This window comes from Arthrobacter sp. CAU 1506, from assembly GCF_005047635.1.
Classification (GTDB): domain Bacteria; phylum Actinomycetota; class Actinomycetes; order Actinomycetales; family Micrococcaceae; genus Crystallibacter.
The window spans coordinates 59256-84364 of record NZ_SUKC01000017.1; the positions used below are offsets into that span (position 1 = coordinate 59256).

Consider the following 25109-nt stretch of genomic DNA (forward strand, 5'->3'; position numbering starts at 1 on the left):
TCATGGGTAGCGGAGGCCAGCTCAGCCGACCGACACGATGGACCCACGTACCGCCTGTTCAAGTTCATCGGTGATCTGGGCGAGTCCGTGATCTTCACGGGCATGGGAAGCGACGTTCACCAGGATCTCGTCCTCGGAACTGCACACCCAACGGGCCTCGCAGCCAGGAACAACATCTCCACAAGCAAACGCTTTCACAAATACTCCCTATCAGTGGCAAACGACAGCCCTGGCATCACGTGCCTTCAGCTGGCGCAGAGTCTCGACTCGATGTCTTCCACAGTCGGCGCCAAGGGACCATAAGTTAGCTGTTCATCCGACCGGATTCGACCAATCTGTGAGGCCGCCGCCCGAACTCGGACCGCCCGGACGTCGCCGGTCCGTTCTTGGTGCCAGCCCTGCCGGGCCGGCCGCGTCGGGGTAGGCTGTGCTGCGATGAGTACTCAAGAGATTCTGCTGCAGCGTACCGGCCGTCTGGGGCACATTGTGCTGAACCGCCCGAAGGCCATCAATGCCCTGAATGACTCGATGATCACCGCGGCCACCGCAGCGCTGCGCGAGTGGGCGGAGGACGACGCCGTGGAGACCGTCCTGATCTCCGGGGCCGGTGAGCGGGGGCTGTGCGCCGGAGGGGACATCGTGGCCATCTACCGCCATATGAAGGACGGCGGCGACGAAATCTTCTGGGAAGACGAGTACCGGATGAATTCGTTGATCTCCCGGTATCCCAAGCCGATCGTGGCCTTCATGGACGGGGTGGTGCTCGGCGGTGGCATCGGCATCTCCGCGCACGCCTCGCACCGGGTAGTGACCGAGCGGACCAAGATCGGCATGCCGGAGACCCGCATCGGCTTCATTCCCGACGTCGGCGGCTGCTTCTTGTACTCCAGGGCACCAGGGGAGCTGGGCACCCATTTGGCGCTCACCGCCGGCACCGGCACCGGGGCGGATGCCATCGCCCTGGGCCTGGCCGACTACTTTGTGGACAGTGCCGAGCTGCCCGCTTTGGCCGCCGCGCTCGCCGAGGTCCCGGCGAAGGAAGCTCTGGCGGCCTTCTCCCACACGGATGTGCCGGCGTCGGAGCTGATGAAGGAACGCGACTGGATCGACGAGTGCTACGCGCACGACGACGCGGAGCAGATCCTCGCCGCGCTGCGGAACTCGCCGGAGCCGGCCGCCCGGGCCGCCGCCGAGGAGATCGCGGCAAAATCGCCCACGGCGGTAAAGCTCACGCTTGAAGCGCTGCGCCGTGCCGGCACGATGCAGACGTTGGAGGAGGTGCTGGACCAGGATTACCGGCTGGGGGTCCGGCTGGTCAGCGCCCCGGACTTCGCCGAAGGCGTCCGGGCCCAGGTCATCGATAAGGACCGTAACCCCACCTGGAAGCCGGCCACGTTGGCCGAGGTGGACCGCGCCACCGTCGAGTCCTACTTCGCCGATCTCGGCGACGCTGAACTCGGCCTCGCGGCATCCGTGCAGGCGGAGCCGGCAGCCGGAAACTGAAACGACGCCTGCGCGGGCCGCAGTCGTCCGTACAGGATGCGCCACATTGGCTTCCGGCTGGTTAGTGAAACTGGTGCTGGGCCGCCTCCATGGCCGGGAACACAGGTGCACCGCCAATCAAGCATGAGGAATGCTGGCTCTCCAGCCACCAATGTGGCGCCCACTGTCCGCGCCGGCGGCACAACCAGGCCGGAGGCGGCCGGCAAAGGGCCGGCCGCCTCCGTACCTACTTCTTGTCGTCGCCGGTCATCCGCTGGCTCAGATACACCGGAATCATCGACACTATGATCAGTACGGCGGCGATCACGTTGACCACCGGCGCCTGGTTGGGCCGAGCCATGTTGTTGAAGATCCAGATCGGCAGCGTCTCAGTGCCGGGCGGGGCGGTGAACGTGGTCACCACAATCTCGTCGAAACTCAGCGCGAAGGCCAGCAGGCCACCGGCCACGAAAGCGGAGCGGAAACCGGGGAATGTGACGTGGAAGAAGGTCTTGACCACGTTGGCGCCCATGTCCATGGCCGCCTCTTCCAGGCCCTTGTTCATCCGGCCCAGCCGGGCCTGCACGTTGTTGAACACCATCACGATGCAGAACGTCGCATGCCCCACGATCACGGAGAACAGGCCCAGCCCGATGCCCAGCGGCTCCAGCACGGTCTTGAACGTGTTGTTCAGCGCGACGCCGGTGACGATGCCGGGCAGCGCAATCGGCAGCACCACCAGCAGGTTGACGGTGTTCTTGCCGAAGAAGTCGTAGCGTGAGAGCGCAAACGCGATCATGCTGCCCAGCAGCAGCGCGATCACGGTGGCTACCGTGGCCACTCGCAGCGAGGTCCAGAGGGCCTCGCGCACGCCTTCGTTGTGGAAGGCGGCCTCCCACCAGCGGGTGGTGAACTCGGTGATCGGAAAGGCGCCGGACGTGGTGGCGTTGAAGGAATTGAGGATCACCAGCAGCAACGGCAGGTAGATGGCGGCCATCACCAGGCCGGCGAAAACGCGCAGGGTGACCTTGGCGGAGGAGGAAAGTCTCATCGGTCGGCTCCTAAAGCTGCTTGAGGGCGCCGGACTTGCGGGCCAGGAAGAGATACAGGACAACCACCACAATGGGCACGGTGCCGAAGGCGGCGGCCAGCGGCGGATTGAGGTTGATGTTGGACGCGATCACGGTGCCGATCACCTGCGTCTTGCCGCCCACGAACTGCGCGGCAATGTAATCGCCCAGGCTCAGCGAGAAGGTGAAGATGGAGCCAGCGATGAACGCCGGCTTCAGCAGCGGGATGGCCACCGTCCGCACCGTGGACCAGGCCTTCGCGCCCAGATCGGAGGACGCGTCGAACAGGTTGTCCGGGATCTGCCGGAAAGCCGAGTACACCGGGACCGCCATGTACGGGAACCACAGGTAGGCCAGCGTGATCACCAGCGCCGTGGTGCCGTAGCCCGGCCCGGTCATGCCCAGCGGTGCCAGCAGCCAGTCCAGCGGGCCGCCGCTCATGAACGTGATGCGCCAGGAGAACACCTTCACCAGGTACCCGGCCCACAGCGGCAGCGTGATGCCAATGGCCAGCACTGCCCGCATCCGCGGCGAGGCCACCTTGGCCATGTAGAAACCCAGCGGCAGCGCCAGCACCGCGCACAGCACGGTCACGGCCAGCGCAATGCCGATGGTCCGCAGCGCGGTCAGTTGGTAGGCCTGCACGGTGAGGATCTCGATGAAGTTTTCCAGCGTGAACGCCGGGATCACCTTGGAGGTGAAGGTGTCCGTGGTCCAGAACGCGGTGATGAACAGCAGGATCAGCGATCCGATGTACAGCACGCCCAGCCAGGCCAGCGGCAGGGTCAGGAGCGCGGTCAGCCGCAGTTTGGGCCGCGCGTAAAGCAGGCGGGAGAGCTTGTCGCCCAGTCCGCCGCGCGTGCTGCCGGGCGCCGGGGCGGTGCCGGATTCGGCTTCCGGTTCGATCGTGGGTGCTGCCATGGCGGTTTCCGGCGGGCTGGCCGCCGATCCTCCTTCAGATGCGGTATTCATCAGGTGCGGTGCTGATCAACGTGTGGTGATCAAGGTGCGTTGTTGATCAAGGTGCGGTGCACACGGCCGGCGGGCACCGGCGTCGTGCTGGGGAAGTGCCTCCCCGGCAGGGGTACGACGGCGGTGCTCACCGCGCGCCGCACCCCTGCCTCTGGATGGGCCGCCGGGGGAGGGCTAGCCCTTGACCTCGGTCCAGGCCTTGGTCCACTCCTGGTAGTTGGTGCAGGTGACGTCGGTGCGGCCGTCAACGCACTGCTCTACCGGCGTGGTCCACATCCACACCTGTTTATAGTAGGCCTCGTCCGTGGCGTGGTAGGTGGCGCAGTGCTCCTCGTTCTCCTTGGAGCCCTCGCAGGCCAGCGCGTTGGCCGGGGCCATGCCGAAGTTCTGCGAGATCTTGGCATTCACCTCGGCGGAGGACGCCCAGTCCATCCACTGGTAGGCGCAGTTGGGGTTCTTGGACTTCGACGAGAGCATCCAGGTGTCGGACCAGCCGGTGGCGCCTTCCTTCGGCAGCACGGACTCGACCTTGCCGCCGTCGGCCTGGGCGATGTTCACGATGACCTGCCAGCCGGTGCCCAGCGACGCCGTGCCGGAGGAGATCGAGGAAACTGCCTTGAGCGCGTCGTTCCAGTACTCGCCGGCAATCTTGTTCTGGGACTTGAGCAGCTCGACCGCTGCGGCCAGCTGGTCCTGGTCCAGCGCGTAGGGGTTGGTGATGCCGAGGTCCGGCTGGGTGGCCATCAGGTACACCGCGGCGTCGGCAATGAAGATCGGCGAATCGTAGGCCATGATCTTGCCGGCGTACTCGCTGCTCGGGTCCCAGGTGGCTGCCCACGAGTCCGGTGCTTCGGGTACGGCTTCGGTGTTGTACATCAGCACGTTGGCGCCGCGGCCGATCGGGACGCCGTAGCTCTTGCCGTTCAGTGTGTCGTAAATCTGGCCCTTCAGGCCGTCCACAATGTGGCCGAAGTTCGGGATCAGATCGGTATTGATCGGAGCCACGTCGCCGCCGGCAATCAGGCGCAGCGAGGCGTCGCCGGAGGCGGAGACCAGGTCGTATTCACCGGTGCGCATCAGCTGGACCATCTCGTCGCTGGTGGCGCCGACCTTGCGGTTGACCTTGCACTGGGTCTCGGCTTCGAATTCGCTGACCCAGTCGGCGTCGGGGTTGGTGGAGCCGTCCTCGACGAAGCCGGCCCAGGCGATGATGTTGACTTCGCCTTCGGACTCGCCCACCTCGGTGGCGGCGGGGATGTCCGGAACCTCGATGCCTCCGGCCGAGGACGCGGGAGCGGAGCCGCCGCAGCCGGCCAGGACCAGCGAGAGCGAGGCGAGCGCCGCGAGCGGCAGTGCCTTGGTGATCTTCATGGTGGGTGCCTTTCCTTCAGGTGCGTAGTTGATGCGAGTGGTGCAGGTCTAGACGGTGTAGTTGAAGCGGGAGGACCACTGGAGCCGGACCCGGTCGCCGCGCTGGGCGCCGGAGGCCCGGGAGTCGTTCTGTTCCTGGACAATCAGGTGCTGGCCGCCGGCGGTGCGTGCCACGTAGCGGGTCGAGGGACCGGTGTAGATGATCTCCTCGATTACCGCTTCCACGGTCGATAGGCCGTCGGAGTCCACCGGCTCGTCCAGCCGGCGGACGTGGATCCGTTCCGGGCGGATGCTCAGCAGTGCCTCGGAACCGGTGAGCTGCTTGGCGAGGGCGCCTTCCACCAGATTCGTGTTACCTAGGAAGGAGGCCACGAACCGGCTGCCCGGGCGTTCGTACAGATCCTCCGGGGTGCCAACCTGTTCCACCACGCCGTCGTTGAACACGGCTACCCGGTCGGAGAGTGTCAGCGCCTCTTCCTGGTCGTGCGTGACGAAGACGAACGTGATGCCCACGGTGCGCTGGATCTGTTTCAGTTCCACCTGCATCTGCTCACGGAGCTGCTTGTCCAGGGCGCCGAGCGGTTCGTCCAGCAGCAGTACCTGCGGGCGCAGGACCAGGGCCCGGGCTAGGGCGACGCGCTGGCGCTGGCCGCCGGAGAGCTGCGAGGGAAGCCTGTCGGCCACCTGCGGCAGGCGGATCATCTCCAGCGCCTCGGCCACCAGCTTGCGGCGCTCGGTCCGCGGCGTCTTGCGCAGCTTCAGCCCGTACTCCACGTTCTGCGCCACGCTGAGGTGCGGGAAGAGCGCGTAGTCCTGGAACACGGTGTTCACGTCGCGTTCGAACGGGGCCTTGCGGGTGACATCGCGTCCGGCCAGGTCGATCCGGCCGGAACTGGGCAGTTCGAAGCCAGCGATCATCCGCAGCACGGTGGTTTTGCCGGAGCCGGAAGGGCCCAGCAGCGAGAAGAACTCGCCCTGCTGGATGTCCAGGTCGAGGCCCTGGACGGCGGTGAAGTCGCCGAAGGTCTTCACCACCTGCCGCAGCGAGATGGCCGGTGTAGCGGTGGCCGCCGTGCCGTCCGGGGCGGTGGTTGCGGAGGTGGCTGTGGCTTGCACGGCTGGATCCTTTCCCAAGTCTGATGTGGTGCGGGTTACTTCGTCCTGCGTTAACCTATGAAAGCAGATGTTAAATGTAAAGCGGGTCACATCGTGTAAATTTCTTGTTACGGATATTCGGAGCGGCTCCGCATGACCGCGTCGTACCATCAGCGACCGATCCGTCTGGAAGGATCTACCGCATGCCCAAGGACTCCCCGCCACGACAGCGGCTGCTCGCTGCGGTCTTCGCCCCGTTGGGTGAGGGCGGCAAGGCGCAGCGCGTGGAGGACCGGATTGTGGAGGGCATTGCCGCCGGCGTGCTGGCCGACGGCGACCGGCTTCCGAGCGAGGCGGAGCTGGCTTCGTCGATGGGCGTGGCGACCGTGACGGCCCGGGAGGCCCTGGTGGGGCTGCGTTCCCGGGGGCTGGTGGCCACCCGACGGGGCCGAGACGGCGGAACTTTCGTTACCGTTCCGACCGGCCGGCGAGCCGAGCTGGTGCGTGGCCGGCTGGGCCGCATGAGCCGGGTGGAGCTGCGCGATTTGGCCATCCACTACCGGGCCATCGCCGCCACTGCGGCCGAACTGGCCGCGGATTTTGCCGACCCCGACGACGCCGAGGCGCTGCGGCGGATCCTGCACGGTTCGCACCCCTCGGGAGTGGGCGGCGCCGTGGTCGGCGAGTTCCTCCTGGAACTGGCGGCCTTAAGCCAGTCGGCGCGGCTGACCCGCGAATTCGTCCGGCTCTACAAAGACTTTGGCCCGCTGATGTCGCTGCTGCATGAGGACGACGAGTTCGACGCCGCCATGGTGGCGTACTGCGAACGCATCGCCGACGCGCTCGCAGCCGCTGATGCCGCGGCTGCCCGCGAAACCGTGACGGCGCAGATCCACACCGGCCTCTCGGCACTGATTGATGAACATGCCCGGCTGACCGACCGGCCCGCCGACCCCACGTCCGCTACCGATCAAAGGAGAACGGGATGAGCTCACCGGCCGAACTGGCTGCAGAACGTCACGCGGAGCCGCTGGCCGACGTCACCGGATTCTTCGAAGAGATCCTGGCCGAGGTAGCGGGTTGGGTACCGGTTCTGGCAGAGCTTTTTGCCGATCCGGCGCGGCCGCCGGGTGGCAAACAGGTCACCACCACCATGCAGCCGCTGGCCGCTGCCCTGGTGAAGCGCGGCGAGTGGCCCGTGGTGGGCGCCGGTTTTGTGGCCGCTGACCAAGTGGTGGCGGACGCGGCGTGGCATATGGCGTGGTGGCAGGGCGAGACCATGGAGCGGCTGGTGCTGCCTGCGCTCGCCTCCGCGTCCGACGCCTATATGCGGCGCGAATGGTTCACCAGGCCGATGGCAACCGGCCTGCCGCATGTGACCGGGCCCTACGTGGACTTCCTCTGCACCGACGAATACACCATGACCATGACGGTCCCGGTGGCTGCCGGCGGGCGCAAGGTCGGCGTGGCCGGTGCGGACGTCTTTGTTGAATCGTTGGAACGGCTGCTGCTGCCGGCGCTGAAGAAACTGCACCCGGCCGCAAGCTTGGTCAACCATGTGGGCCGGGTGGTGGTCTCCGCCGACGCGCAACTGGCGGCCGGCACGCTGCTGGCGCCGGGGGCGGTGCAGGCTGAGGCGGCCGGCACGCTGCTGGTGCCGGGGGTGGTGCAGGCTGAGGCGGCCGGCACGCTGCTGGTGCCGGGGGTGGTGCAGGCTGAAGCGGCCGGAGCGCTGTTGGCACCGGGGGCGATGGAGGCTGGAGTGGCCGGAGCGCTGTTGGTACCGGGGGCGGTGCAGTCCATGGCGGACGAGCAGGGTGGGGTTGCCGCGGAGGCCCTGGCCGCGGCGGAATCGTCCAGTGGCTTCGAGGCGGTTGCATGCCTGCCCGCTGCGCCGAGGACCGTCCTGCCCCGCGGTGAGCACTACCCGGGTCTCAAGCTCACGGTTCTGGAGTGCGGACGGCTGCCGCTGGCGGTTGTCTACCCGGAGGGCTAGCCCGACCGACCGTCCAATCCCCGAAGGCGTTGCCCGACCGTCCAATCTGGAAGCCGTTCCGTAGGCAACCTGCGGTGGTTGTGCGTACAGGATGCGCCACATTGCCTTCCGGCCGGTAAGCAAAACTGGTGCTGGTTCGCTCGAACGGGCGGAGTTGTAGGCCTGACTCCAGGCAAGCATGAGGAATGCTGGTCAATCGCCAGCGAATGTGGCGCATCCTTCACACGGCTTGGAGGCCCACTGCCGACGGTGTGCAGAAATCTGCTGGGCCTCGCGGTCCCAGCAGGCGGCGGACCTTAGGAGCCGTGGCCGCGCAGGCTGGGAGGTGTTGCCTCGTGGTTCTTCAACCCGTGGGTGCGCCGGTCCTCTTTCATCTCGGCTTCGAACAAGTGCTTACGGCCGTCGGCCAGCTTCTCGCGGGCCTGCAGTTCCAGTTCCTTGCACGGGCCGTAGTAGGTCTCGTCGTACTCGTCGATGATCTGGAAGGTCCAGCGCCCCTCGATCACGTTCCGGCCCACCAATTCCTCGTTGATCCGCTCGGCGAGTTCGTGGTGCCCGGCCTTGCGGAGCAACTCGACGGCGTCGCCCAGGGCAAAGTCGGCCTTGCCGGTGAGCCGGTGGAACGCGTGGAGATGCCCACGGGCGTGTTCGATGATTTCCAGCGCCTCGGAGAGCTTGCCCAACGCCTCCACCGTGGCGTCGTCGAGTCCCTGGGGGCGTCGGTAGCGTTCCAGTGGTCCGTCGTCGGGGTTCATACTCCGTCAATTTAGCCGACGTTGGCCGCTGCGTCAGCAGTCTGCTCGCGGACGGCGGCCCGGTGAATGATGTTGCGCGCCATGGACGGGAAGATCAGACCGTGGAACGGCAGGACCAGCCACCAGTAGAGCTTTCCCGAGAGCCCGCTGGGGAAGTAGATGGCGCGTTGGCGGTACACGCTGCCGCCGTCTTTGGGGGCCACCGAGAGTTCCAGCCAGGCCTGCCCGGGCACCTTCATTTCCGCGTGCAGCCTCAGCAGCCGGCGCTCGGCGCCCTCCTCGATGGCTTCCACCCGCCACCAGTCGACGGCGTCGCCTACGACGAGCCGGCCGGCATGGCGGCGGCCACGGGTGAGTCCGGCGCCGCCCACCAGCTTGTCCAACACGCCGCGGATCGCCCACGCCGCCGGCCACGAATACCAGCCGTTCGCCCCGCCGATCCCTTGGATCACCCGCCAGACGTCCTCCGCGGGAACCTCGGATCCCCGCTCCCGGTTGTCTACAAACACGGTTTGGCCAGCCCACTCAGGGTCGCTAGGCAGCGGGTCCGATGGCGGCGCGCCGGACGCGTTGGTCCAACTGGTTTCCACCTCACCGCTGGCCATCTTCCCCAGCGCCAGCTGCACCGCCATGCGATAGCCGGTCAGTCCGCCGTCGGGCTGCGGGATATAGCGGTCAATGTCGTGTTCGGCAGAAACCGCATCATGCTGCAGCGACTGCACCAGGGGCACCGCCATGGCGTGGGGGATCGGCGTGGTCAGCGCCACCCACCAGCCGGCGAGTGCGGGAGCGGGAATTGGCAACGCATAGATCAGCCGCCGCCCCACCCCTGCCTCATGCGCATACCCGTACATCAGGCCCGCGTAGGTGATCCGCTCCCGCGAGCCGATGTCGAAGGTACGGTTGAGCCCCGCCGGCAGCTCCGGCGCACGTTCCAGATAGTGAAGCACATCGCGGATGGCAATCGGCTCCACCGTGCGCCGCACCCAGCTGGGCGCCGGCATGAAGGGCAGGTTTTCGGTCAGATGCCGGATCATCTCGAAGGACGCGGAGCCCGAGCCAATCACGACGCCGGCCTGGAAGACTGCCGCGGGCACCTCGCCTTCCAGCAGCGCTCGGCCCACGGCGGCGCGCGAGCGCATGTGGCGGGAGAGTTCGACGTTCTCCGGATGCAGCCCGCCCAAATAAACGATGCGGTTCACCCCGGCAGCAGCAGCGGCACCGGCCACAGTGCGCGCCATCGCCAGCTCGCGTTCCTCGAAGTCGGTTCCGGAGGCCATCGAATGCACCAGGTAGAACACGGTCTGGACATCCGCGCAGGCCTGCCGCGCGTCATCCTCGTCCGCCAGATCCCCGGCCACAATCTCGACGTCGTCATGCCAGGGCACGGCGGCGAGCTTGCCCGGGGAACGGACCAGCACGCGGACCGCGTACCCGCGCGCCAGCAGCCGCGGAACCAGCCGGCCGCCAATATAGCCGGTGGCCCCGGTGACCAGCACCCGCTGCGGCGTCACCACAGCGCCGCCATCACCGTGTGGGTCTCCACGCACTCGCTCGCGCTCGCTTGGTCGACCACCGTGTGGGTCTCCACCACGCTTAGTGCACCCCGCTCATCAGGCTCTTGATCGGCTTCGCGGCCAGGAACAGCGCCACGGCCAGTACCAGTGCCACCAGCCCGATCGCGCCGAAGTACGGAACTTCGTTTTCCGGGTTGTAGAAGCCGGCCAGCACACCGGAGAGCGCCGTGCCCAGCGAAACCGAAAGGTAGTTCAGCGCCACCATCTGGGTGCGGAAAATGTGCGGCGCCAGCTTGGTGGACAGCGACAACCCCACCGGGGAGATAAAGAGTTCGGCCAGCGTGAACATCAGCAGGATCCCCACCATGGCCAGCAGGGGAGCGGTGTTCGGCCCGCCGCCGGCCAGCGGGATGAAGGCCAGGATGGCCAAGCCCATTATCGCCAGCCCGATGGCGAACTTCACCGGCGTAATGGGCTGCCGTGGACCCAGCCGCGTCCACACCGCGGCGAAGACCGGGGCCAGCAGGATGATGAACACCGGGTTGATGGACTGGACCCACTCGATCGGCATCTCCCAACCGAGGATATTCCGGTTGAGCCGCTGGTCGGAGTACAGCGTCACCACGGTGAATTGCTGCTGGAACATGGAGAAGAAGGCCGCGCTGGCGATGAACATCGGGATGAAGGAGAGCACTCGCCGTCGTTCTGTTTCATTGATGTGCTTGCTGGACAGGATCACCACAAAGTAGGAGATCGCCGCGGCGACTGCCACCAGTGCCACCACCGTGGCCAGGTTTCCGGCATTCACCAGTCCGGTCAGCACCGCCACCACAATCAGGATCACCACTACCGCGACGATGCCGCCCACCACCGGCATTTTGCTCCGGGGCAGCGGGTCGGCGATCAGGTGGGATTCCTCCGGCAGGTTTTTGCGCGTCAGCGCATATTGGGTGAGGCCGATGGCCATGCCCACCGCGGCCAGCGCGAACGCGAAATGGAAGCCCAGCGTGTCCCGGGTCAGGCCGGTCAGCAGCGGCCCGAACAGCGCTCCGATGTTCACGCCCATGTAGAAGATGGAGAAGCCCGCGTCCCGGCGGTCGTCGTCGAGCGCGTACAGCGACCCCACCAGCGAGGTGGCATTGGCCTTCAGCCCGCCGGAGCCGAAGGCCACCAGGATCAGGCCGATCGCCAGCCCGGGGATATCGGGGATCAGCGCCAGCGAAATATGGCCCAGCATGATCATGATCGCGCTGTAGAACAGCGTGCGTTCGGAGCCCAGCAGCCGGTCGGCTACCCACGCGCCGACGATCGTGGACAGGTACACCGTGCCGCCGTAGGCGCCGATGATGCCGGTGGCCACGGCCTCGTCGATGCCCAGGCCGCCCTCGGCCACCTCGAAGTACATGTAGAGCAGGACCACCACCTGCATGCCGTAGAAGGAGAAGCGCTCCCACAGCTCCACGCTGAACAGGTTGGCCAGCATCCGCGGCTGGCCGAAGAAGGTTTTCCCTTCCGGACCGCGCTGATCAGTGCGGGCTCCGGTGGGAGGTGCCGGTTCTGATGGAATGCTCATGCGGCCATGCTTCCACTCGGGCGGAAGCCTGTCACGGGTTCAGCTGACCGCAGGGGCCTCGGTACCGCCCGCGACGGCGCCGCCCGCTCCGGTACCGCCCGCGACGGCGCCGCCCGCGCCGGCACGGCCCGCTCCTGTACCGCCCGCGACGGCGCCGCCCGCCCCGGCTTAGTCGCCGCACCTCAGCCGAGCGTCAGTCCTCGGTGCCCGCTCCGCTGTTGCGCAGCCCGCGCTGCAGCACGTGCGGCAGGATCCACAGCAGGAAGACCATCACCAGCAGCACCCCGCCGCCGATCGCCAGGGCAAGCACATCCCCGGCGATCACATCCACAATGAACGCCACGCAGCCGGTGGCCAGCAGCCCGATGCCCAGCACCGCGATCTTCACGATCCGGTGCCCCTGCGCCACCGTGGCGTCCTTGAGGTGCAGGCCGAACAGCCGGCGGTGGATCGCCACCGGCGTGAGGATCAACCCGGTCATCAGCGCGGCCAACACCAGCAAACCGATGTACAGGCCCACCTGGTACGGGGCCAGGTCCTGGAAACTGCTCTGGAACGGAAGCGTCATCAGGAACGCGGTGATGATCTGTGCGCCGGTCTGCATGACCCGCAGTTCCTGCAGCAGTTCACTCCAGTTGCGGTCCAGCTTCTCCTCGAAGGTCTCGTGGCGACCCCTCGAGTCCTCGTTAACGCGTTCATCCGTAGCCATACCTAAAACTTAGCGTCTCCGGTGGTCCCTCGCGTGCCGAAAAGCACGACGGCGGTGCCCTCCAAGGGCTCGGACGGTCGCCACCGTGGGCATCGGACCGCCCTTCCGGCACACTGTTGTCAGACCGGCCAGGAGCGTGGGGCCGGCTGCCCGGAACTGCTCGACTCGTGACCGTTCAGGAGGAACCCCATGACCCGCACCATTTTCTTTACCGCCACCACCTTGGACGGTTACCTGGCGGATGAAAAGGACTCGCTCGACTGGCTGTTCAAGCAAGACATCGACAGCGCCGGCCCGAACAGCTACGACGACTTCATCTCCGGAGTCGGGGCAGTGGTGATGGGGCGGACAACCTACGAGTGGGTCCGTGAACATTTGCTGGCGGCGCAGGAACCGTGGTCGTTCAAGATGCCTGCCTGGGTCCTCTCGCACGCAGAACTGCCGGGCGTCGACGGCGCGGACATCCGCTTTGCACAGGGCGACATCCAGCCGATCCATGCCGCACTCACTGCTGCAGCCGCCGGTAAGGACATTTACGTGGTGGGTGGAGGGGACCTTGCCGCCCAGTTCGCCGAGGCGGGGCTGCTGGACGAGCTGGTCCTTTCGATCGCGCCGGCCACCGTGGGCTCCGGCCGGCCGCTGTTCCCGCGCAAGTTCGACTTGGAGCTCACTGATCTGGCGCGCAACCGGTCCTTCATCTGCGCCATCTACAAGGTTTTGGGGCCGGCCAAAAATTCTTCATGAAAGTGCATCCAAGCACGCGGTCCGGGCAGTAGTAGGGGTGTAAGCAGCCACACGCCTGGTGCACCCGGGCCTTTGAAAGAGATTCACATGCGCAAGAGCATTTTTACTGTTTCCGCCTTGGGGTTTCTGGCGCTCGGAGCCGCAGCCCCGGCCCAGGCAGCCGACCAAGAGGCCGAGCTCTCGGTCCTGCACGGCGTCCCGGACCTGACCGTGGATGTTTGGGTCAACGGCGAGCGGACCCTGGACGACTTTGCTCCCGGCGATCTGGCCGGGCCGCTGGCGCTCCCTGCGGGTGAGTATTCGCTGGCCATTACCGCTTCGGACGCCGAGAACGCGGACAACCCGGCCATCGGCCCCGTCGATGTCCAACTCGAGTCCGGCGGCAACTACACCGCCGTCGCCAACCTGGACGCCGAGGGCAATCCAACCGCCAACCTGTTCACCAACGACGTCTCAACCATCGACGCCGGCAAGGGCAAGCTCACCGTGCGCCACGTCGCTGCCGCGCCCGCCGTGGACGTGTTGGCCGGCGGTTCCGCGGTGATCAACGGCCTGTCCAATCCGGACGAACAGACGCTCACCCTGGACCCGGGAACCATCTCGGCCTCGGTTGCCGCAGCGGGGACCACCGAGCCGGTGATTGGACCGGCCGACGTGCCGGTTGCGGAAGGCACCCACACCATCGTCTACGCGTGGGGCAGCCTGGACGACGGCAACCTGGCCGTGGCCGTGCAGAACATCGAAGGGCTCCACTCGGCGCCGGGTGCGGTGCCCGGCGGCCGCTCCGGTGCGGCCAGTGAGACCGGACCGGATTACACCAGCGCCGCAGTCGCCGGAGGGGTTGTCCTGTTGCTCCTCGGCGCCGGCGCCGCCGCCCGTCGCAAGCTAGCGATTCGCGCCACAGACTAGCTGCGGCGGGCTCCGAAGCCGGTGGCGCCTGCCCGGGGTGCCACCGGCTTCCTCCGCCCCCGGCCACTTGCGAAACCACACCCGAAACGTCAAGAAGGTGCCATGTCCAACACGACGACGACGGCGGCCCGGACCGGGGTCCTGCTCAGCATGCTCCTTGTTGCCGCTGCCGGCTGTGCCGCACCCCAGCCGGTCGGAGGCATCCCGCCGACCCCGGCCGCGGCGGACGCAGTTTCCGTGCGGCCGGTGGAAGGTCAAGGGGGCGGCGCCCCACCGGAGGGCAGGGACCCGGGCACCCCGGCGCCACCGGCATCCGCACAGCCGGAATCTGCCCCACGTGAATCCGCCCTGCCGGAATCTTCACTGATCCCGGACCCGGCGGCCATTCCGGTGCACCGTGCGTTGCCCGCAGCGGCCGATCAGGAAGCGCCGCCGCCCACGCGGTTGATGGTGGCCGGCACGTCAATCGATCTCAGCGTGGTCGCCGTCGGAATTGAGGAGGGCAACCAGATGGAGATCCCGGACTCCGTTGACCGGGCCGGCTGGTACCGGTATGGCCCGACGCCGGGGGATGAGACCGGAACCGCGGTGATCGCAGCCCACGTGGACACCCTCTCCGGATTGGCTCCGTTTTCCGAGCTCAGGCAGCTTCAGCCCAACACAGCCATCACCGTAGAACGCGCGGAGGCCGAAGCGCTCACCTACCGCGTTACCGAGGTTGAGTTGATGGACAAGGACGAATTCGATGCAGCTACCGTGTTCCGCCGGGACGGAAAACCGCTGTTGAAACTGGTCACCTGCGGCGGCACGTGGCTGGACGCACGGCAGGATTACAGCCACAATGTGGTTGTCACAGCGGTCCCTGACTGACTTTTCCGGCGCTTCAGCACCACGCCGCGGGGTAGCTTCCCCTCCCGACGACCGGAAGGACGCAGGTTTGGTACCTCCTCCTTTCGACGCATGGGACACCGGCATCGATACAGCGTTCGCGGCCGGTGACGAATCAGCCATCGCTGATGCCTACCGACACTTGGCTCCGCTGGTCCGGACGCTGGCCTCCCGGGCTTTGCGGGATCTGGCGGCCGCGGACGATGTGACCCAGGAGGTCTTCATCCGGGCGTGGCGGCTGCGGGACGGCTTCGACCCTTCGCTGGGCCGGCTTCCCGCGTGGATCGTAGGGATTACCCGGCGCGTCATCGCCGATGCGCAATCGTCCTCTGCCCGTGAGAATCGAAAACTCCATGCCGTGTCGGCGGTCCTGCCGGACCCCGAATACGCCGACAGTCGCCAGTCGCCGGAAGCGCTCGCGGACCGGTTGTTGCTGGACGGCGAACTGGAACGGCTCGGTGAACCCAAAGGCTCGATCATGCGCTTGGCGTTCTACGAGGACCTGACCCACGAACAGATCTCACGCCGGCTGGACCTGCCGCTTGGTACCGTCAAGAGCCATATCCATCGCAGTCTGCAGCACCTGAAGCGCCGATTGGAGGTTGACCATGCAGCACCTTGATCCGGAACTGATCAGTTTGCTGGCCCTGGACAACACCGTCGGCGACCGGTCCGACCGGGAACACCTCCGCACCTGCCCCGAATGCGCCGACGAGTACCGAGCCCTTCGCCGGGCAGTGATCGCTGCCAAGGCCGACCCCGATCCGGAACTCGAGTCTCCGGGCCCGCAGGTCTGGCAGGCCATCCACCGCGAATTGGGACTCGCTCCGGAACTCGCGGAAGATCCCCTGCGGTCCGCGCCCGGCCCCGCTCCGTTGCACGACGCCACTGCCGAGCGGCCTGCATCGGCAGCGCCCGCCCCGCGACCACGGCTCCGGAACTTCCCGGCTTGGCTCGCCGCGGCGGCAGCCGTGGTGCTCCTGGCCGCCATCGGGGTGTCATGGATCGTTAACCGGAACACTGCCACCCTGGCACAGGCGGATTTGAAGCCCTTGGAGCAGTACGCAGCCACCGGGACGGCGCGCGTGGTGGAGAACAACGGGATCAGGGAACTCGAGATCCGGCTAAGCGCCAACGAGGCCCGCGGCTATCAAGAGGTGTGGCTGATCGCGCCGGACCTTTCCGGGCTCGTCAGCCTCGGCGTCATGGATTCGGACAGCGGCCGGTTCCCCATCCCGCAGGGACTGGATCTGTCGAAATTCCCCATCGTGGATGTCTCGGACGAGCCGCTGGACGGAAACCCCGAACACTCCACCGTCAGCATCGTCCGCGGCAGCCTCGGCACCTGACCGACACGTCCACTGCTGACCCCAGCAGCGGACATCCCGACGACAGCCGGAGGAAGCATGCACCAGCAGACACAAAGCGAACAAGGACTTGGCTGGCCAATAGTGGTCCTCGTCAGCTCGCTGGTGGCGATCGTTGCGGCCTTCATGGGCAGCGGGGTTGTGGTCGGGACCCCCATCCAGGAGGCGGCAGACGGCTGGCTGAACGCAGACTCCACACCGCTGGCCCCGGCCTCGCCGGCTTTCCGGATCTGGTCCGTCATCTACCTGGGCCTGTTCGCCTACGCGGTCTGGCAATTGCTGCCAACCCAGCGGCGATCCGAGCGGCACGCTGCCCTGCGTCCTTGGGCGGTGGCATCCATGCTGTTGAACGCGGCATGGATCTGGGTGGTGCAGGCCGGACTGCTGGTCATCAGCCTCGCGGTGATCGTGGTGCTGCTGGCCGTACTGGCGCGCATCCTGGTGCTGCTGGTCGACACCCTGCCAGGCGGCAGGCTCGACATCCTCATCGTCGACGGCACGTTCGGTCTCTATCTGGGCTGGGTGACCGTGGCCACGGTGGCCAACTTCGCCGCCGTCCTCGCCGCGTCCGGTGTGGACGGCTCCGGGCTCTCCGTCACCTTGCTCTCATCAATCGTCCTCGCACTGGCCGCGGCCATCGGCGTGGCCACCGCGGTGTACAGCCGCGGCCGGCTTGCCCCGGCGCTGGCCACCAGCTGGGGCCTGGGCTGGATCGCCGTCGGACGCCTCGACGGGGGACTGGTGGATCAGGGCACCGCCATCGCCGCCGGTATCTGCGCGGCGGTGGTGCTGCTTTCCGCGGTGGTCATCCGGCTGGTCGCCGGCGGCAGCCCGCGCGATTAACCCGCGCGATTAGCCCAATTAGTAAGCTTGCTGAATTTCGCCCTTGGCTGACGAAGCGGCGTACGGCGGGACGTAGCGAGGGGTTCGCCGCTAGGTTGGAAAACAGCAGGATGCCGACAGGCGGCATCGCCGAGCAAGGAGGTTTTCTCATGGCGGAAACAACCCGATCCAAGGCAAGCTACACCGTTCCCGGCCTCAAGCTGGAAGACGGCCGAAAGGTCGCAAAGATCCTGCAGCAGCGGCTCCACGCGCTCAATGACCTGCAATTGACCCTGAAGCACGCCCACTGGAACGTGGTGGGCCGCGACTTCATCGGGGTCCACGAAATGCTCGATCCGCAGATCGAGAAGGTCCGCGCCATGATCGACGCCGTCGCCGAGCGCATCGCCACCCTGGGCGTCTCCCCGAACGGGCTGCCGGGCGCCCTGGTCAAGGAACGCACCTGGGACGACTATGACATTCACCGTGCCGGCACCGCCGAGCACCTCGCCGCGCTGGACGTGGTCTACAACGGGGTGGTCGCCGACCACCGCGGGGCCATCGAAACCATCGGTGAAATCGACCCGATCACCGAGGACCTGCTGATCGGCCAGACGGCCGAACTGGAACTCTTCCAGTGGTTCATGCGGGCGCACCTGGAGAACAGCGCCGGCGAACTCGCCAGCGGCGGTGAGAAAACGGAAAAGGGCGCGGCCAAGAACACCAAGTAGCCCGGCCGCACGCTGTGGAACCTAACAGCGCCTTCAGGGTCCGGCAGCAGCCCCGCCTCGAGTGGGGCGCTGCCGGGCCCTTGTTGGCAGAAGCTTCGCGGGGCGCGGGTGATCCGCTGCCGTTGCTCCCGATCCTCCGCGCCGCGCCGGCCCCTGCGCCCGTGCCCGGCTCCGGCAAGACCCTGGCCCTGTGGGAGTTCCTGGCGGCGCTGGCCGCCGAGGACCTGACCGCCGCCCGCGCGGTGGAGCCGCACCTGGACGCGGCCGCCATTCTGGCGCAGGCCGAAATGGAGCACCCGGCAGGAACAACCTGGGGTGTGTTCGCGGCGGAATCCGCCGGCACCCGTTTGGATGCCAAGAACAACGACGGCGGTGCCTGGCTTTTGTCCGGCACCAAGCCGTGGTGCTCCTTGGCAGCGCACCTGGACTACGCGGTGGTCACCGCGCACGTCGACGGCGGTCGCCGGGCGTTCGCGGTGGATCTGACACAGTCGGCGGTCAGCGTTGAGCCCGCCGACTGGATCAGCCGCGGCCTCGCCGCCGTGCCCAGCGGCCCGGTGGCCTTCGACCAAGCGGTTGCCGTGCCGGTCGGTGGAACCGACTGGTACCTGCACCGCCCGGGTTTCGCTTGGGGTGGGATCGGCGTGGCTGCGTGCTGGTTTGGCGGCGCCGTGGGGCTCTTCCGCACGCTCCGTACTGCCGCGACCTCCCGCACCCCGGACCAGCTGGCCCTGGCGTGGCTGGGCGAGGCGGACCGCTTGCTGGCTACCGGCGCGGATGTGCTGGTCGCCGCGGCCGCTGCGGTGGACGCCGGAGCGGCCGGAGCGGTGCAGGCACACCGCGTCCGCGCCCAGATCGCGGCAATCTGTTCGCGGATGCTGGAGATCTGCGGCCACGCGCTGGGACCAGGGCCGCTGGTGTGGGACGAGCCGCACGCCCGGCGGGTGGCCGACCTGACGGTGTACCTTCGCCAGCACCATTCCTCCCGTGACGACGCGGCGCTCGGCGCCCTGGTCTTGGAACAGGCGGAGCCGGCATGGTGACCTTCTCCCACGTCGATGCCGGAACCCCGGAAGCAGAGTGGCGCGCGGCGGGCATCGAGCGACTGCCGGCGCTGGCCGAGGGAGTAGCACCCGGCCGCGGCCGCCGGCTGGTGGTGGCCGCGGCACATCCCGATGACGAGTCACTCGGCGCGGCAGGGCTGATCCACTCCGCGCTGGCCTGCGGCGCGGATGTCACCGTGCTGCTCTGCACCGCCGGCGAAGCCTCCCACCCGGATTCGCCCACGTACTCCGCCGCGGACCTGCGCAGACGTCGGCTGGCGGAATTCCGCGCCGCGATGCAGGCGCTGGAATCCTCGGCACAGGCACAGGCACAGGCACAGGCACAGGCACAGGCACAGGCACAGGGGCGGGCCCAGGCTGAGGCCAATGATCAGGCCCAAGTCATCCCGGAGGACAGGACGGGCTCCGGGCGGCTGGAATGGAGGTTCCTGGGCATCCCGGACGGGAAGGTCAGCCAACATGCTGACGTCCTTGATGCAGCCTTCGCCGCAGCCTTGGACGGCCACGCGCAGACGGTGGTCGCCGCACCTTACCGCCAGGACGGCCATCCGGACCATGAAGCTGTGGGCCACGCGGCGGCCCGGGCAGCCACCGCCCACCGTGCAGACCTGCTGGAATTCCCCATCTGGTACTGGCACTGGGCTGCCCCTGGCGCGGACAGCCGCTGGACGGAGTGGCGGTCGCTGGGGCTCTCGGCGCCGGATGCGGCCGCCAAGCAGTTGGCCCTGGCCTCCCATGTTTCGCAGACGCAGCCGCTGTCCGCAGCAGCCGGCGACGAGGTGCTGCTCAGCGAAAAGTTCCAGGAACACTTCGACCGTAACGTCGAAATCTTCGCGTGGACCCCGGCCGGTCCCGCCGGATCCGAGCACGCAGAGCACATCTTCGACCGGCTGTACCGCAGCAATCCGGACCCGTGGAACTACTTGTCCAGCTGGTACGAACGCCGGAAGCGGGCGGTCACGCTGGCGTCCCTCCCGGCCGAACGGTACGGCAATGCCCTGGAGATCGGCTGTTCCATCGGTGTGCTGACCGCCGAACTCGCCCTTCGCTGCAATCGGCTGACGGCGGTGGACGCCAGCAGTGTTGCACTGGACCAAGCGCGCCGCCGGCTGGCGGACGTCGGCAACGTGGAGTTGGTGCACGCGCAGCTGCCCGCCGGGTGGCCATCCTCGGCGGAGAGCGGCCTGGATCTGGTGGCCATCTCGGAAATCGGCTACTTCCTCACCGGTCCGGAGTTGCGGGAGCTGCTCCGCAAGGTGCAGGAATCCGTGAACCCTGGAGGGCACCTGCTGTTGTGCCACTGGCTACATCCGATCGACGGGTGGGAACTGGACGGCGAACAGGTCCATGCGATGGCGAAGGAAACCACCGGCTGGGACGTGGCCGCCCTCCACCGCGAACGGGACTTCCTGCTGGAAGTCCTGCAGGCACCGGAGCGTGCGCCGTGACCGCCGCCCCGGTAGCCGGCCCCGCCTCGGGCATACCCACCGCCTCCGCCGCGGGAGGATTGGACGAGGCACCCGCGCTGCGGCACATCGCCGTCGTTGTCCCGGTGCACAACGAGGAACAGCTGCTGGGAAGATGCCTGCGGCGCCTGCAACGGGCGATGGACGCGCTCATTACCGGGCAGCCGCACTGCAGCGTGGAGCTGGTGGTGGTGCTGGACCGGTGCACCGACCAGTCGGCCGCCATCGCCGAGCACACGGCCCGCTCGGATGAACGGATCGCCGTACTGGCCGGCGACTTCGGCTCCGTCGGAGCCGCGCGGGCGGCCGGGGTGTGCGCCGCGCTGGAAGCCGAAAGCCACCACGTCTCCGCCGAGAAGACCTGGCTGGCCTGCACGGACGCGGACACCCTGGTGCCGGAGAACTGGCTGACCTCCTTTGTGCGGCTGGCCGATGCCGGTGCCGACGCGGTGGCGGGAACGGTGGAACCCGACACCGCCAGCCTGGCGCCCGGGCTCCTGCGGGCCTGGCGCCACAACTACGCCGGCCAGGAACCGAGCACCAGGGTGCACGGCGCCAACCTCGGCGTCAGAGCCTCGCTGTATCTGGCGGCCGGCGGTTTCCCAGCGCTCGCGGAGCATGAGGACGTCCGACTGGTCGAAGCCATCCGTTCCCTCGGCGGCGTGGTCCTGCCGGCAGCCCATCTGCAAGTCACCACCTCAGGCCGGCTGAAGGGCCGGACGCCGGGCGGTTTCGCCGGCTACCTGGCCAACCTGGAAGCCGCTAGCAGCTGACGTGCTTCCGCGCCCAACCGGCACGGAAGCACGTCAGCCCACACCTTAGTCCCGGCGCGTCAGTCCCGGCGCGCTGAGCCTAAGCCCGGCACTCCACTGCCTTGCCAACCGGTCCTAGGTTGAAAAGGCGTCGGTCCAAGATCGTCTCGATCATCAGCACGCTAAACCGCGCGTACCATGTGATATCGCCGCACGGGAGAGCCAAGGCGTCGGCGAGGCCTTCCGTGTCATGGTGCCAGTAACGCAGCTCCTGCCCTGCATCGTCCAGGCGGACTCTTCCTTCTGCCTCCAGATGAAGGGTGACCGGAATACCAACATCGTCGTGGAGTGCTTTCCGAGCCTGGATCCAATGGACGTTGTGTCCCGGGCCAAACCACGAGCACCGTTCCGTTCTGATGTGAGGCTCATCGTTGGCTCGGTTTGTGTAGCTGGGCATGCCAGTTCCTTTCAAAGGCCCGCCAAGGCGGGCGCTCTTGCCTGCTCCGGTTGGAGACGGGCCGCTTCGTCATCCGAACCACCCATGAGGTTGGGGTTGGTGTGCGGCCATGTCGGAGCAAATGCCCTCCTAGCCGGAGGGCGGCGCGCATCTCGTGAAGCTGCTTTCAACCTAGTAGCCGCATCTGACAAGATTGCGGGGCGCAGCTAGCCTGACCAGCGCGACCGCTGGCAGAGGAACCGGGGCGTTCAGGAGCCGGTGCGGGAGCGCAGCATCTCCAGGTAGTGCGGGTTCTGCATGATGCCCAGTACGTTGCCGAACGGATCGACGACCGAGGCAGTGATGAAGCCGTGCCCCCGGTCGATGACGGGTTCCAGTTCCGTCGCGCCTTTCTCCAGCAGTCGACGGCGCACGGCCTCTACATCGTCCACCTGCCAGTAGAGGATGGCGCCACCCGGATCAATGGCGTGGCCCGCCGGGGCATGCCGGGTGTCGATCAGGCCGAGCTCATGCTGATAGTCGCCGATCCGGAACTCGGCATAGCCGGGCCGCTCGAAGTACGGCTTGGTGCCGAGGAAGTCCGAATACCACTCCACCGCTGCCGGCAGATCCGCGGTCCAGTAGCTGACCGTGCTCATTCCTCGCAGCATGGGTGCCCTTCCGGTCGTTAGCCAGCACCGCCCCGGCGACGGTAGGCGTGATGCTGGGACGCTACCGCAGATCGTTCTGGCTGTCTGCCCTTCCCTGCGACTCGATGGACCGCTGCGACGCGGCGGGCAACGCCAGACGGCCTCGGGAGAGCACTAGGAGGCCAGCGGCTCGGCGGAAAGGTGCCGGCCGCTGTCCAACTGCAGGTCAAGGCTGTTCATCACCACGGCCGCCAGGTCCTCCAACGTGAGGGTGTCTTCGGCGCTGAAGTCGCGAGGCTCGAAGTCCATCACACATAACGTGCCCAGACTGAAGCCATCCCGGGTCTTCAGCGGCACACCGGCGTAGAACTTCAGGCCGAAGCCGCCGGCCACCAAGGAATTCGCTGACGCGCGCGGATCCGTGGGGGCATTGTTGATGATCCACGGTCCGTTTTGCAGGATGGTCGATCCGCACAGCCCGGGCTCGCGGTCGATCTGCTGGATGCCCAGTCCGTGGTGCGATTTGAACCAGATCCGGTCGTGGTCCACCACGCTGATCGCGGCGATGGGTGCCGCGAACAGGCGCGCGGCCATTGCCGTGATGCGGTCCAAGGTGCCGTCCGGCGGGGTGTCCAGGATGTTGTAGCGATGGACCGCTTCCATGCGCAGCGGCTCATCGACCGGCAGGACGGACACGTCCCGGTGCCGGCCGCGCAGCGAGAGGGCCAGATCGGACAGCGCCAGCGCCACGTCACGGCCGGTGGGGCGTGCCTCTGGCTCGTGTGCGGTCATCGCGGTCAGCAGTGGCACCCAGTCCGGCCCCAGCTCGGACGGGACCTCCGGGTCGCGCAGCAGCCGGGCGACCGCTGCTTCCAGCGGCGGCCCGGGAAAAGTTGTCACACCGGTCAGGCATTCCAACAGCACCAGGCCCAGTGCGTAGATGTCGCTGGCGGGGCCGGCCGGTTCGCCCTTGGCCTGCTCCGGGCTCAGGTAGGCGGCGGTCCCGTACATCCCGGATACGTGGGCATCTTCTGAGATCACGACGGCGATGCCGAAGTCGGTGAGTTTGGCACGCAGGCGGGCGCCGTCGTCGTCGTAATTGAAGAGCATGATGTTGCCGGGCTTCACGTCCCGGTGGACCACGGAGTTGTTGTGGATGAAGGCTAGGCCCTCGGCCAGATCGTGGCCGATCTGCGCCACATGTAGCGGCGGCAAGGATCCGACCTTCAAGCGGGCCTTCAGGTCTGCGCCTTCGATCATTTCCATGACCAGGTAAATCTGCGGATGTCCGGCCTCGATCCGGTCGATGCCCGCATCCAGCAGGGTCACCAGGTTGCCGTGGTTCAGCCGGGCCAGGAGCTTGATCTCGGCGTCGTCGTGGTGGAACTCTTCTTCATTCATCGAGGGGCGCTGAATGACCTTGACCGCTACCTCGCGCCCCAGCACTTGGTCTTCGGCCCGGTACACCTTGGCGTTCGCTCCGGTGCCGACCAAGTTTATTAGCCGGTATCGCCCATTAAGCAGCATGCCGGATCGATCCAGATGAGGCGCCAACGTCTCCTGCTTTCTAGCCGTTACATGACGGCACACCGGCCATCACTTTGACAGCATCCTTACTAATCGTACGGGCGCCGGATCCAGGATCGGGCCATAACGAGTCGGAATGCTGAATCGTTATGACTCTTCCACCGTCACAGAGGAGCACTCTTCGTTGCGGACGAGCACCCGGCGGCTTCGAGTTGTGAAGAAAACGCCCAGGATCACTGCCACAGCGCCGAGGATCTGCATCAGGCTGATGGCCTCGCCCAACAGGACATAGGCACCCAGCATGGTTAACACCGGCACGAAGTTCAAGAACACAGATGCCTGGGAAGCGCCGAGCGTGGCCACCGCCCGGTTGTAGAGGAGCAGGGCAATCACTGAAGGAAAAATCCCCAGATACAGCAGGCCAGACCACTGCCCGCCACTGATCGGGGGAATGCCCACCACCGCCCACTCCGCCAGCAGCAGCGGCAGCATGAACAGCACGGACAAACCGGTCATCACCAGGACGGCACCGTGTGCCGGAAATAACGGGAGGTACCGCCGGACGGCGATGGAGTAGAGGGCCCAGGACAGCGCTCCAATGGCCATAATCCCGTCGCCGGCGTTCCAGGCCATCTCTGTGAGCCGCAGCACTTGGCCGTTGGTAACCACCCACAGCGCCCCGCAGAGCGAGAGCAGGACGCCGGCCCACTGCAGCGGCCGCAACCGCTCGCGCAGCAACCAGAAACCCAGCATCACGGTGACGGCAGGGATGGACGCCTCCAGGACCGAAACGTTGGTGGCGGAGGTGAACTGCAGTGCCGAATAGATCAGGGTGTTGAATCCGGCCACCCCGGTGACTGTCATCAGCAGCAGCGGCTTCCAATGGCGGATAAAGCGGTGCCGGGAACGCCACGCGCTGCGGTAGCCGATGAGGAGAAGCACCAGGAAGGCGACGGCGATCCGACCGAACGCTATGGTCAGCGGCGGCAGCTCGCTCAGCGCTTTGCCGGTCAGGATGTTGCCGGCATAGAAGACCACCACCAGCATCAGCAGGAGATAGGCGCGCATGGTTCTCCTCCTGCTTGCGATGGCGGGTATCCGACAAACACTAGTGCCAAAGGCGTCGGCAGGCAGCAGGGAGGCTAGGCGCCCGACGGAGTGATGCAAGCAACGGCAGGAAAATCACACACAGCCCGGCAGGCTTGGGCTAAAT

25 protein-coding genes and 1 riboswitch are annotated in these 25109 nt (G+C 66.9%); of the genes, 13 read left to right on the forward strand and 12 right to left on the reverse strand.

Going from position 1 to position 25109, the window contains the following annotated elements; genetic code table 11:
* Positions 1–21 precede the first annotated feature (21 nt).
* Positions 22–198 (reverse strand): DUF1059 domain-containing protein, encoded by a 177-nt coding sequence (locus tag E4J89_RS16545; RefSeq protein ID WP_136787318.1) that lies wholly within the window; start codon positions 196–198, stop codon positions 22–24.
* Between the two features lie 237 nt (positions 199–435).
* Between E4J89_RS16545 and E4J89_RS16550 the strand changes: the two genes are divergently transcribed.
* The gene (locus tag E4J89_RS16550) at positions 436–1503 is read left to right on the forward strand and encodes an enoyl-CoA hydratase/isomerase family protein (protein ID WP_136787319.1); all 1068 of its coding nucleotides are present in this window, start codon (positions 436–438) and stop codon (positions 1501–1503) included.
* 226 nt (positions 1504–1729) lie between these two features.
* On the opposite strand, the gene E4J89_RS16555 is transcribed toward E4J89_RS16550, so the two are convergent.
* The 4 genes from E4J89_RS16555 to E4J89_RS16570 form a co-directional block, all read right to left on the reverse strand.
* On the reverse strand, positions 1730–2533 hold the full coding sequence (locus E4J89_RS16555; RefSeq protein WP_136787320.1) for an ABC transporter permease: 804 nt from the start codon (positions 2531–2533) through the stop codon (positions 1730–1732).
* Positions 2534–2543: 10 nt separating this feature from the next.
* Entirely contained in the window at positions 2544–3473 is a 930-nt protein-coding gene (locus tag E4J89_RS16560; RefSeq protein WP_136787321.1) for an ABC transporter permease, read from the reverse strand.
* Between the two features lie 225 nt (positions 3474–3698).
* Positions 3699–4895 (reverse strand): extracellular solute-binding protein, encoded by a 1197-nt coding sequence (locus tag E4J89_RS16565; RefSeq protein WP_136787322.1) that lies wholly within the window; start codon positions 4893–4895, stop codon positions 3699–3701.
* Between the two features lie 48 nt (positions 4896–4943).
* A complete protein-coding gene (locus E4J89_RS16570; RefSeq protein ID WP_240691942.1) occupies positions 4944–6011 on the reverse strand; it encodes an ABC transporter ATP-binding protein in 1068 nt (355 codons plus the stop codon).
* 182 nt (positions 6012–6193) lie between these two features.
* Between E4J89_RS16570 and E4J89_RS16575 the strand changes: the two genes are divergently transcribed.
* On the forward strand, positions 6194–6979 hold the full coding sequence (locus E4J89_RS16575) for a winged helix-turn-helix domain-containing protein (RefSeq protein ID WP_136787324.1): 786 nt from the start codon (positions 6194–6196) through the stop codon (positions 6977–6979).
* On the forward strand, positions 6976–7986 hold the full coding sequence (locus E4J89_RS16580) for a cache domain-containing protein (RefSeq protein ID WP_136787325.1): 1011 nt from the start codon (positions 6976–6978) through the stop codon (positions 7984–7986). The genes E4J89_RS16575 and E4J89_RS16580 overlap by 4 nt, the downstream gene beginning before the upstream one ends.
* A 296-nt stretch (positions 7987–8282) precedes the next feature.
* Here the strand turns inward: E4J89_RS16580 and E4J89_RS16585 are convergent, their stop codons facing one another.
* The 4 genes from E4J89_RS16585 to E4J89_RS16600 all read right to left on the reverse strand — a co-directional run bounded on the left by E4J89_RS16585 (position 8283) and on the right by E4J89_RS16600 (position 12540).
* Positions 8283–8741, reverse strand: coding sequence for a hypothetical protein (locus E4J89_RS16585; RefSeq protein WP_136787326.1), 459 nt, complete (start codon positions 8739–8741; stop codon positions 8283–8285).
* Between the two features lie 11 nt (positions 8742–8752).
* Positions 8753–10258, reverse strand: coding sequence for an SDR family oxidoreductase (locus E4J89_RS16590; protein WP_136787327.1), 1506 nt, complete (start codon positions 10256–10258; stop codon positions 8753–8755).
* A 79-nt stretch (positions 10259–10337) separates the two neighbouring features.
* Positions 10338–11831: an oligopeptide:H+ symporter gene (locus E4J89_RS16595; RefSeq protein WP_136787328.1), complete on the reverse strand. Its 1494-nt coding sequence runs from the start codon at positions 11829–11831 to the stop codon at positions 10338–10340.
* Between the two features lie 193 nt (positions 11832–12024).
* Positions 12025–12540, reverse strand: a complete 516-nt coding sequence (locus E4J89_RS16600; protein WP_136787329.1) for a DUF6328 family protein — start codon at positions 12538–12540, stop codon at positions 12025–12027.
* Between the two features lie 189 nt (positions 12541–12729).
* Here E4J89_RS16600 and E4J89_RS16605 point away from each other — a divergent pair, with 189 nt between their 5' ends.
* From E4J89_RS16605 to E4J89_RS16650, 10 genes are all read left to right on the forward strand, one after another.
* Positions 12730–13284: a dihydrofolate reductase family protein gene (locus E4J89_RS16605; protein WP_136787330.1), complete on the forward strand. Its 555-nt coding sequence runs from the start codon at positions 12730–12732 to the stop codon at positions 13282–13284.
* 87 nt (positions 13285–13371) lie between these two features.
* Complete coding sequence (locus E4J89_RS16610; RefSeq protein WP_136787331.1) at positions 13372–14193, forward strand: DUF4397 domain-containing protein; 822 nt, start codon at positions 13372–13374, stop codon at positions 14191–14193.
* Between the two features lie 102 nt (positions 14194–14295).
* Complete coding sequence (locus E4J89_RS19800) at positions 14296–15063, forward strand: class F sortase (RefSeq protein WP_240691943.1); 768 nt, start codon at positions 14296–14298, stop codon at positions 15061–15063.
* Positions 15064–15130: 67 nt separating this feature from the next.
* A complete protein-coding gene (locus tag E4J89_RS16620; RefSeq protein ID WP_240691944.1) occupies positions 15131–15703 on the forward strand; it encodes an RNA polymerase sigma factor in 573 nt (190 codons plus the stop codon).
* Complete coding sequence (locus E4J89_RS16625) at positions 15690–16430, forward strand: anti-sigma factor (protein ID WP_136787333.1); 741 nt, start codon at positions 15690–15692, stop codon at positions 16428–16430. The genes E4J89_RS16620 and E4J89_RS16625 overlap by 14 nt, the downstream gene beginning before the upstream one ends.
* A gap of 57 nt (positions 16431–16487) precedes the next feature.
* Positions 16488–17291 carry a TspO/MBR family protein gene (locus E4J89_RS16630; protein WP_136787334.1) on the forward strand — a complete coding sequence of 268 codons (804 nt, stop codon included), beginning with the start codon at positions 16488–16490 and terminating at the stop codon, positions 17289–17291.
* Positions 17292–17440: 149 nt separating this feature from the next.
* Complete coding sequence (locus E4J89_RS16635; RefSeq protein ID WP_136787335.1) at positions 17441–18001, forward strand: DNA starvation/stationary phase protection protein; 561 nt, start codon at positions 17441–17443, stop codon at positions 17999–18001.
* Positions 18002–18015: 14 nt separating this feature from the next.
* Positions 18016–19044: an acyl-CoA dehydrogenase gene (locus tag E4J89_RS16640; RefSeq protein ID WP_136787336.1), complete on the forward strand. Its 1029-nt coding sequence runs from the start codon at positions 18016–18018 to the stop codon at positions 19042–19044.
* The gene (locus E4J89_RS16645; protein WP_136787337.1) at positions 19038–20513 is read left to right on the forward strand and encodes a bifunctional PIG-L family deacetylase/class I SAM-dependent methyltransferase; all 1476 of its coding nucleotides are present in this window, start codon (positions 19038–19040) and stop codon (positions 20511–20513) included. Before E4J89_RS16640 ends, E4J89_RS16645 begins: the two co-directional genes overlap by 7 nt.
* A complete protein-coding gene (locus E4J89_RS16650) occupies positions 20510–21304 on the forward strand; it encodes a glycosyltransferase (RefSeq protein WP_169304038.1) in 795 nt (264 codons plus the stop codon). The genes E4J89_RS16645 and E4J89_RS16650 overlap by 4 nt, the downstream gene beginning before the upstream one ends.
* A gap of 464 nt (positions 21305–21768) precedes the next feature.
* Positions 21769–21900, reverse strand: a riboswitch (SAM riboswitch).
* 88 nt (positions 21901–21988) lie between these two features.
* On the opposite strand, the gene E4J89_RS16655 is transcribed toward E4J89_RS16650, so the two are convergent.
* From E4J89_RS16655 to E4J89_RS16665, 3 genes are all read right to left on the reverse strand, one after another.
* Entirely contained in the window at positions 21989–22378 is a 390-nt protein-coding gene (locus tag E4J89_RS16655) for a VOC family protein (RefSeq protein WP_240691945.1), read from the reverse strand.
* 165 nt (positions 22379–22543) lie between these two features.
* Positions 22544–23896, reverse strand: coding sequence for a protein kinase (locus E4J89_RS16660; RefSeq protein WP_136787358.1), 1353 nt, complete (start codon positions 23894–23896; stop codon positions 22544–22546).
* A 147-nt stretch (positions 23897–24043) separates the two neighbouring features.
* A complete protein-coding gene (locus E4J89_RS16665; protein WP_136787340.1) occupies positions 24044–24964 on the reverse strand; it encodes a DMT family transporter in 921 nt (306 codons plus the stop codon).
* Positions 24965–25109: the final 145 nt, after the last annotated feature.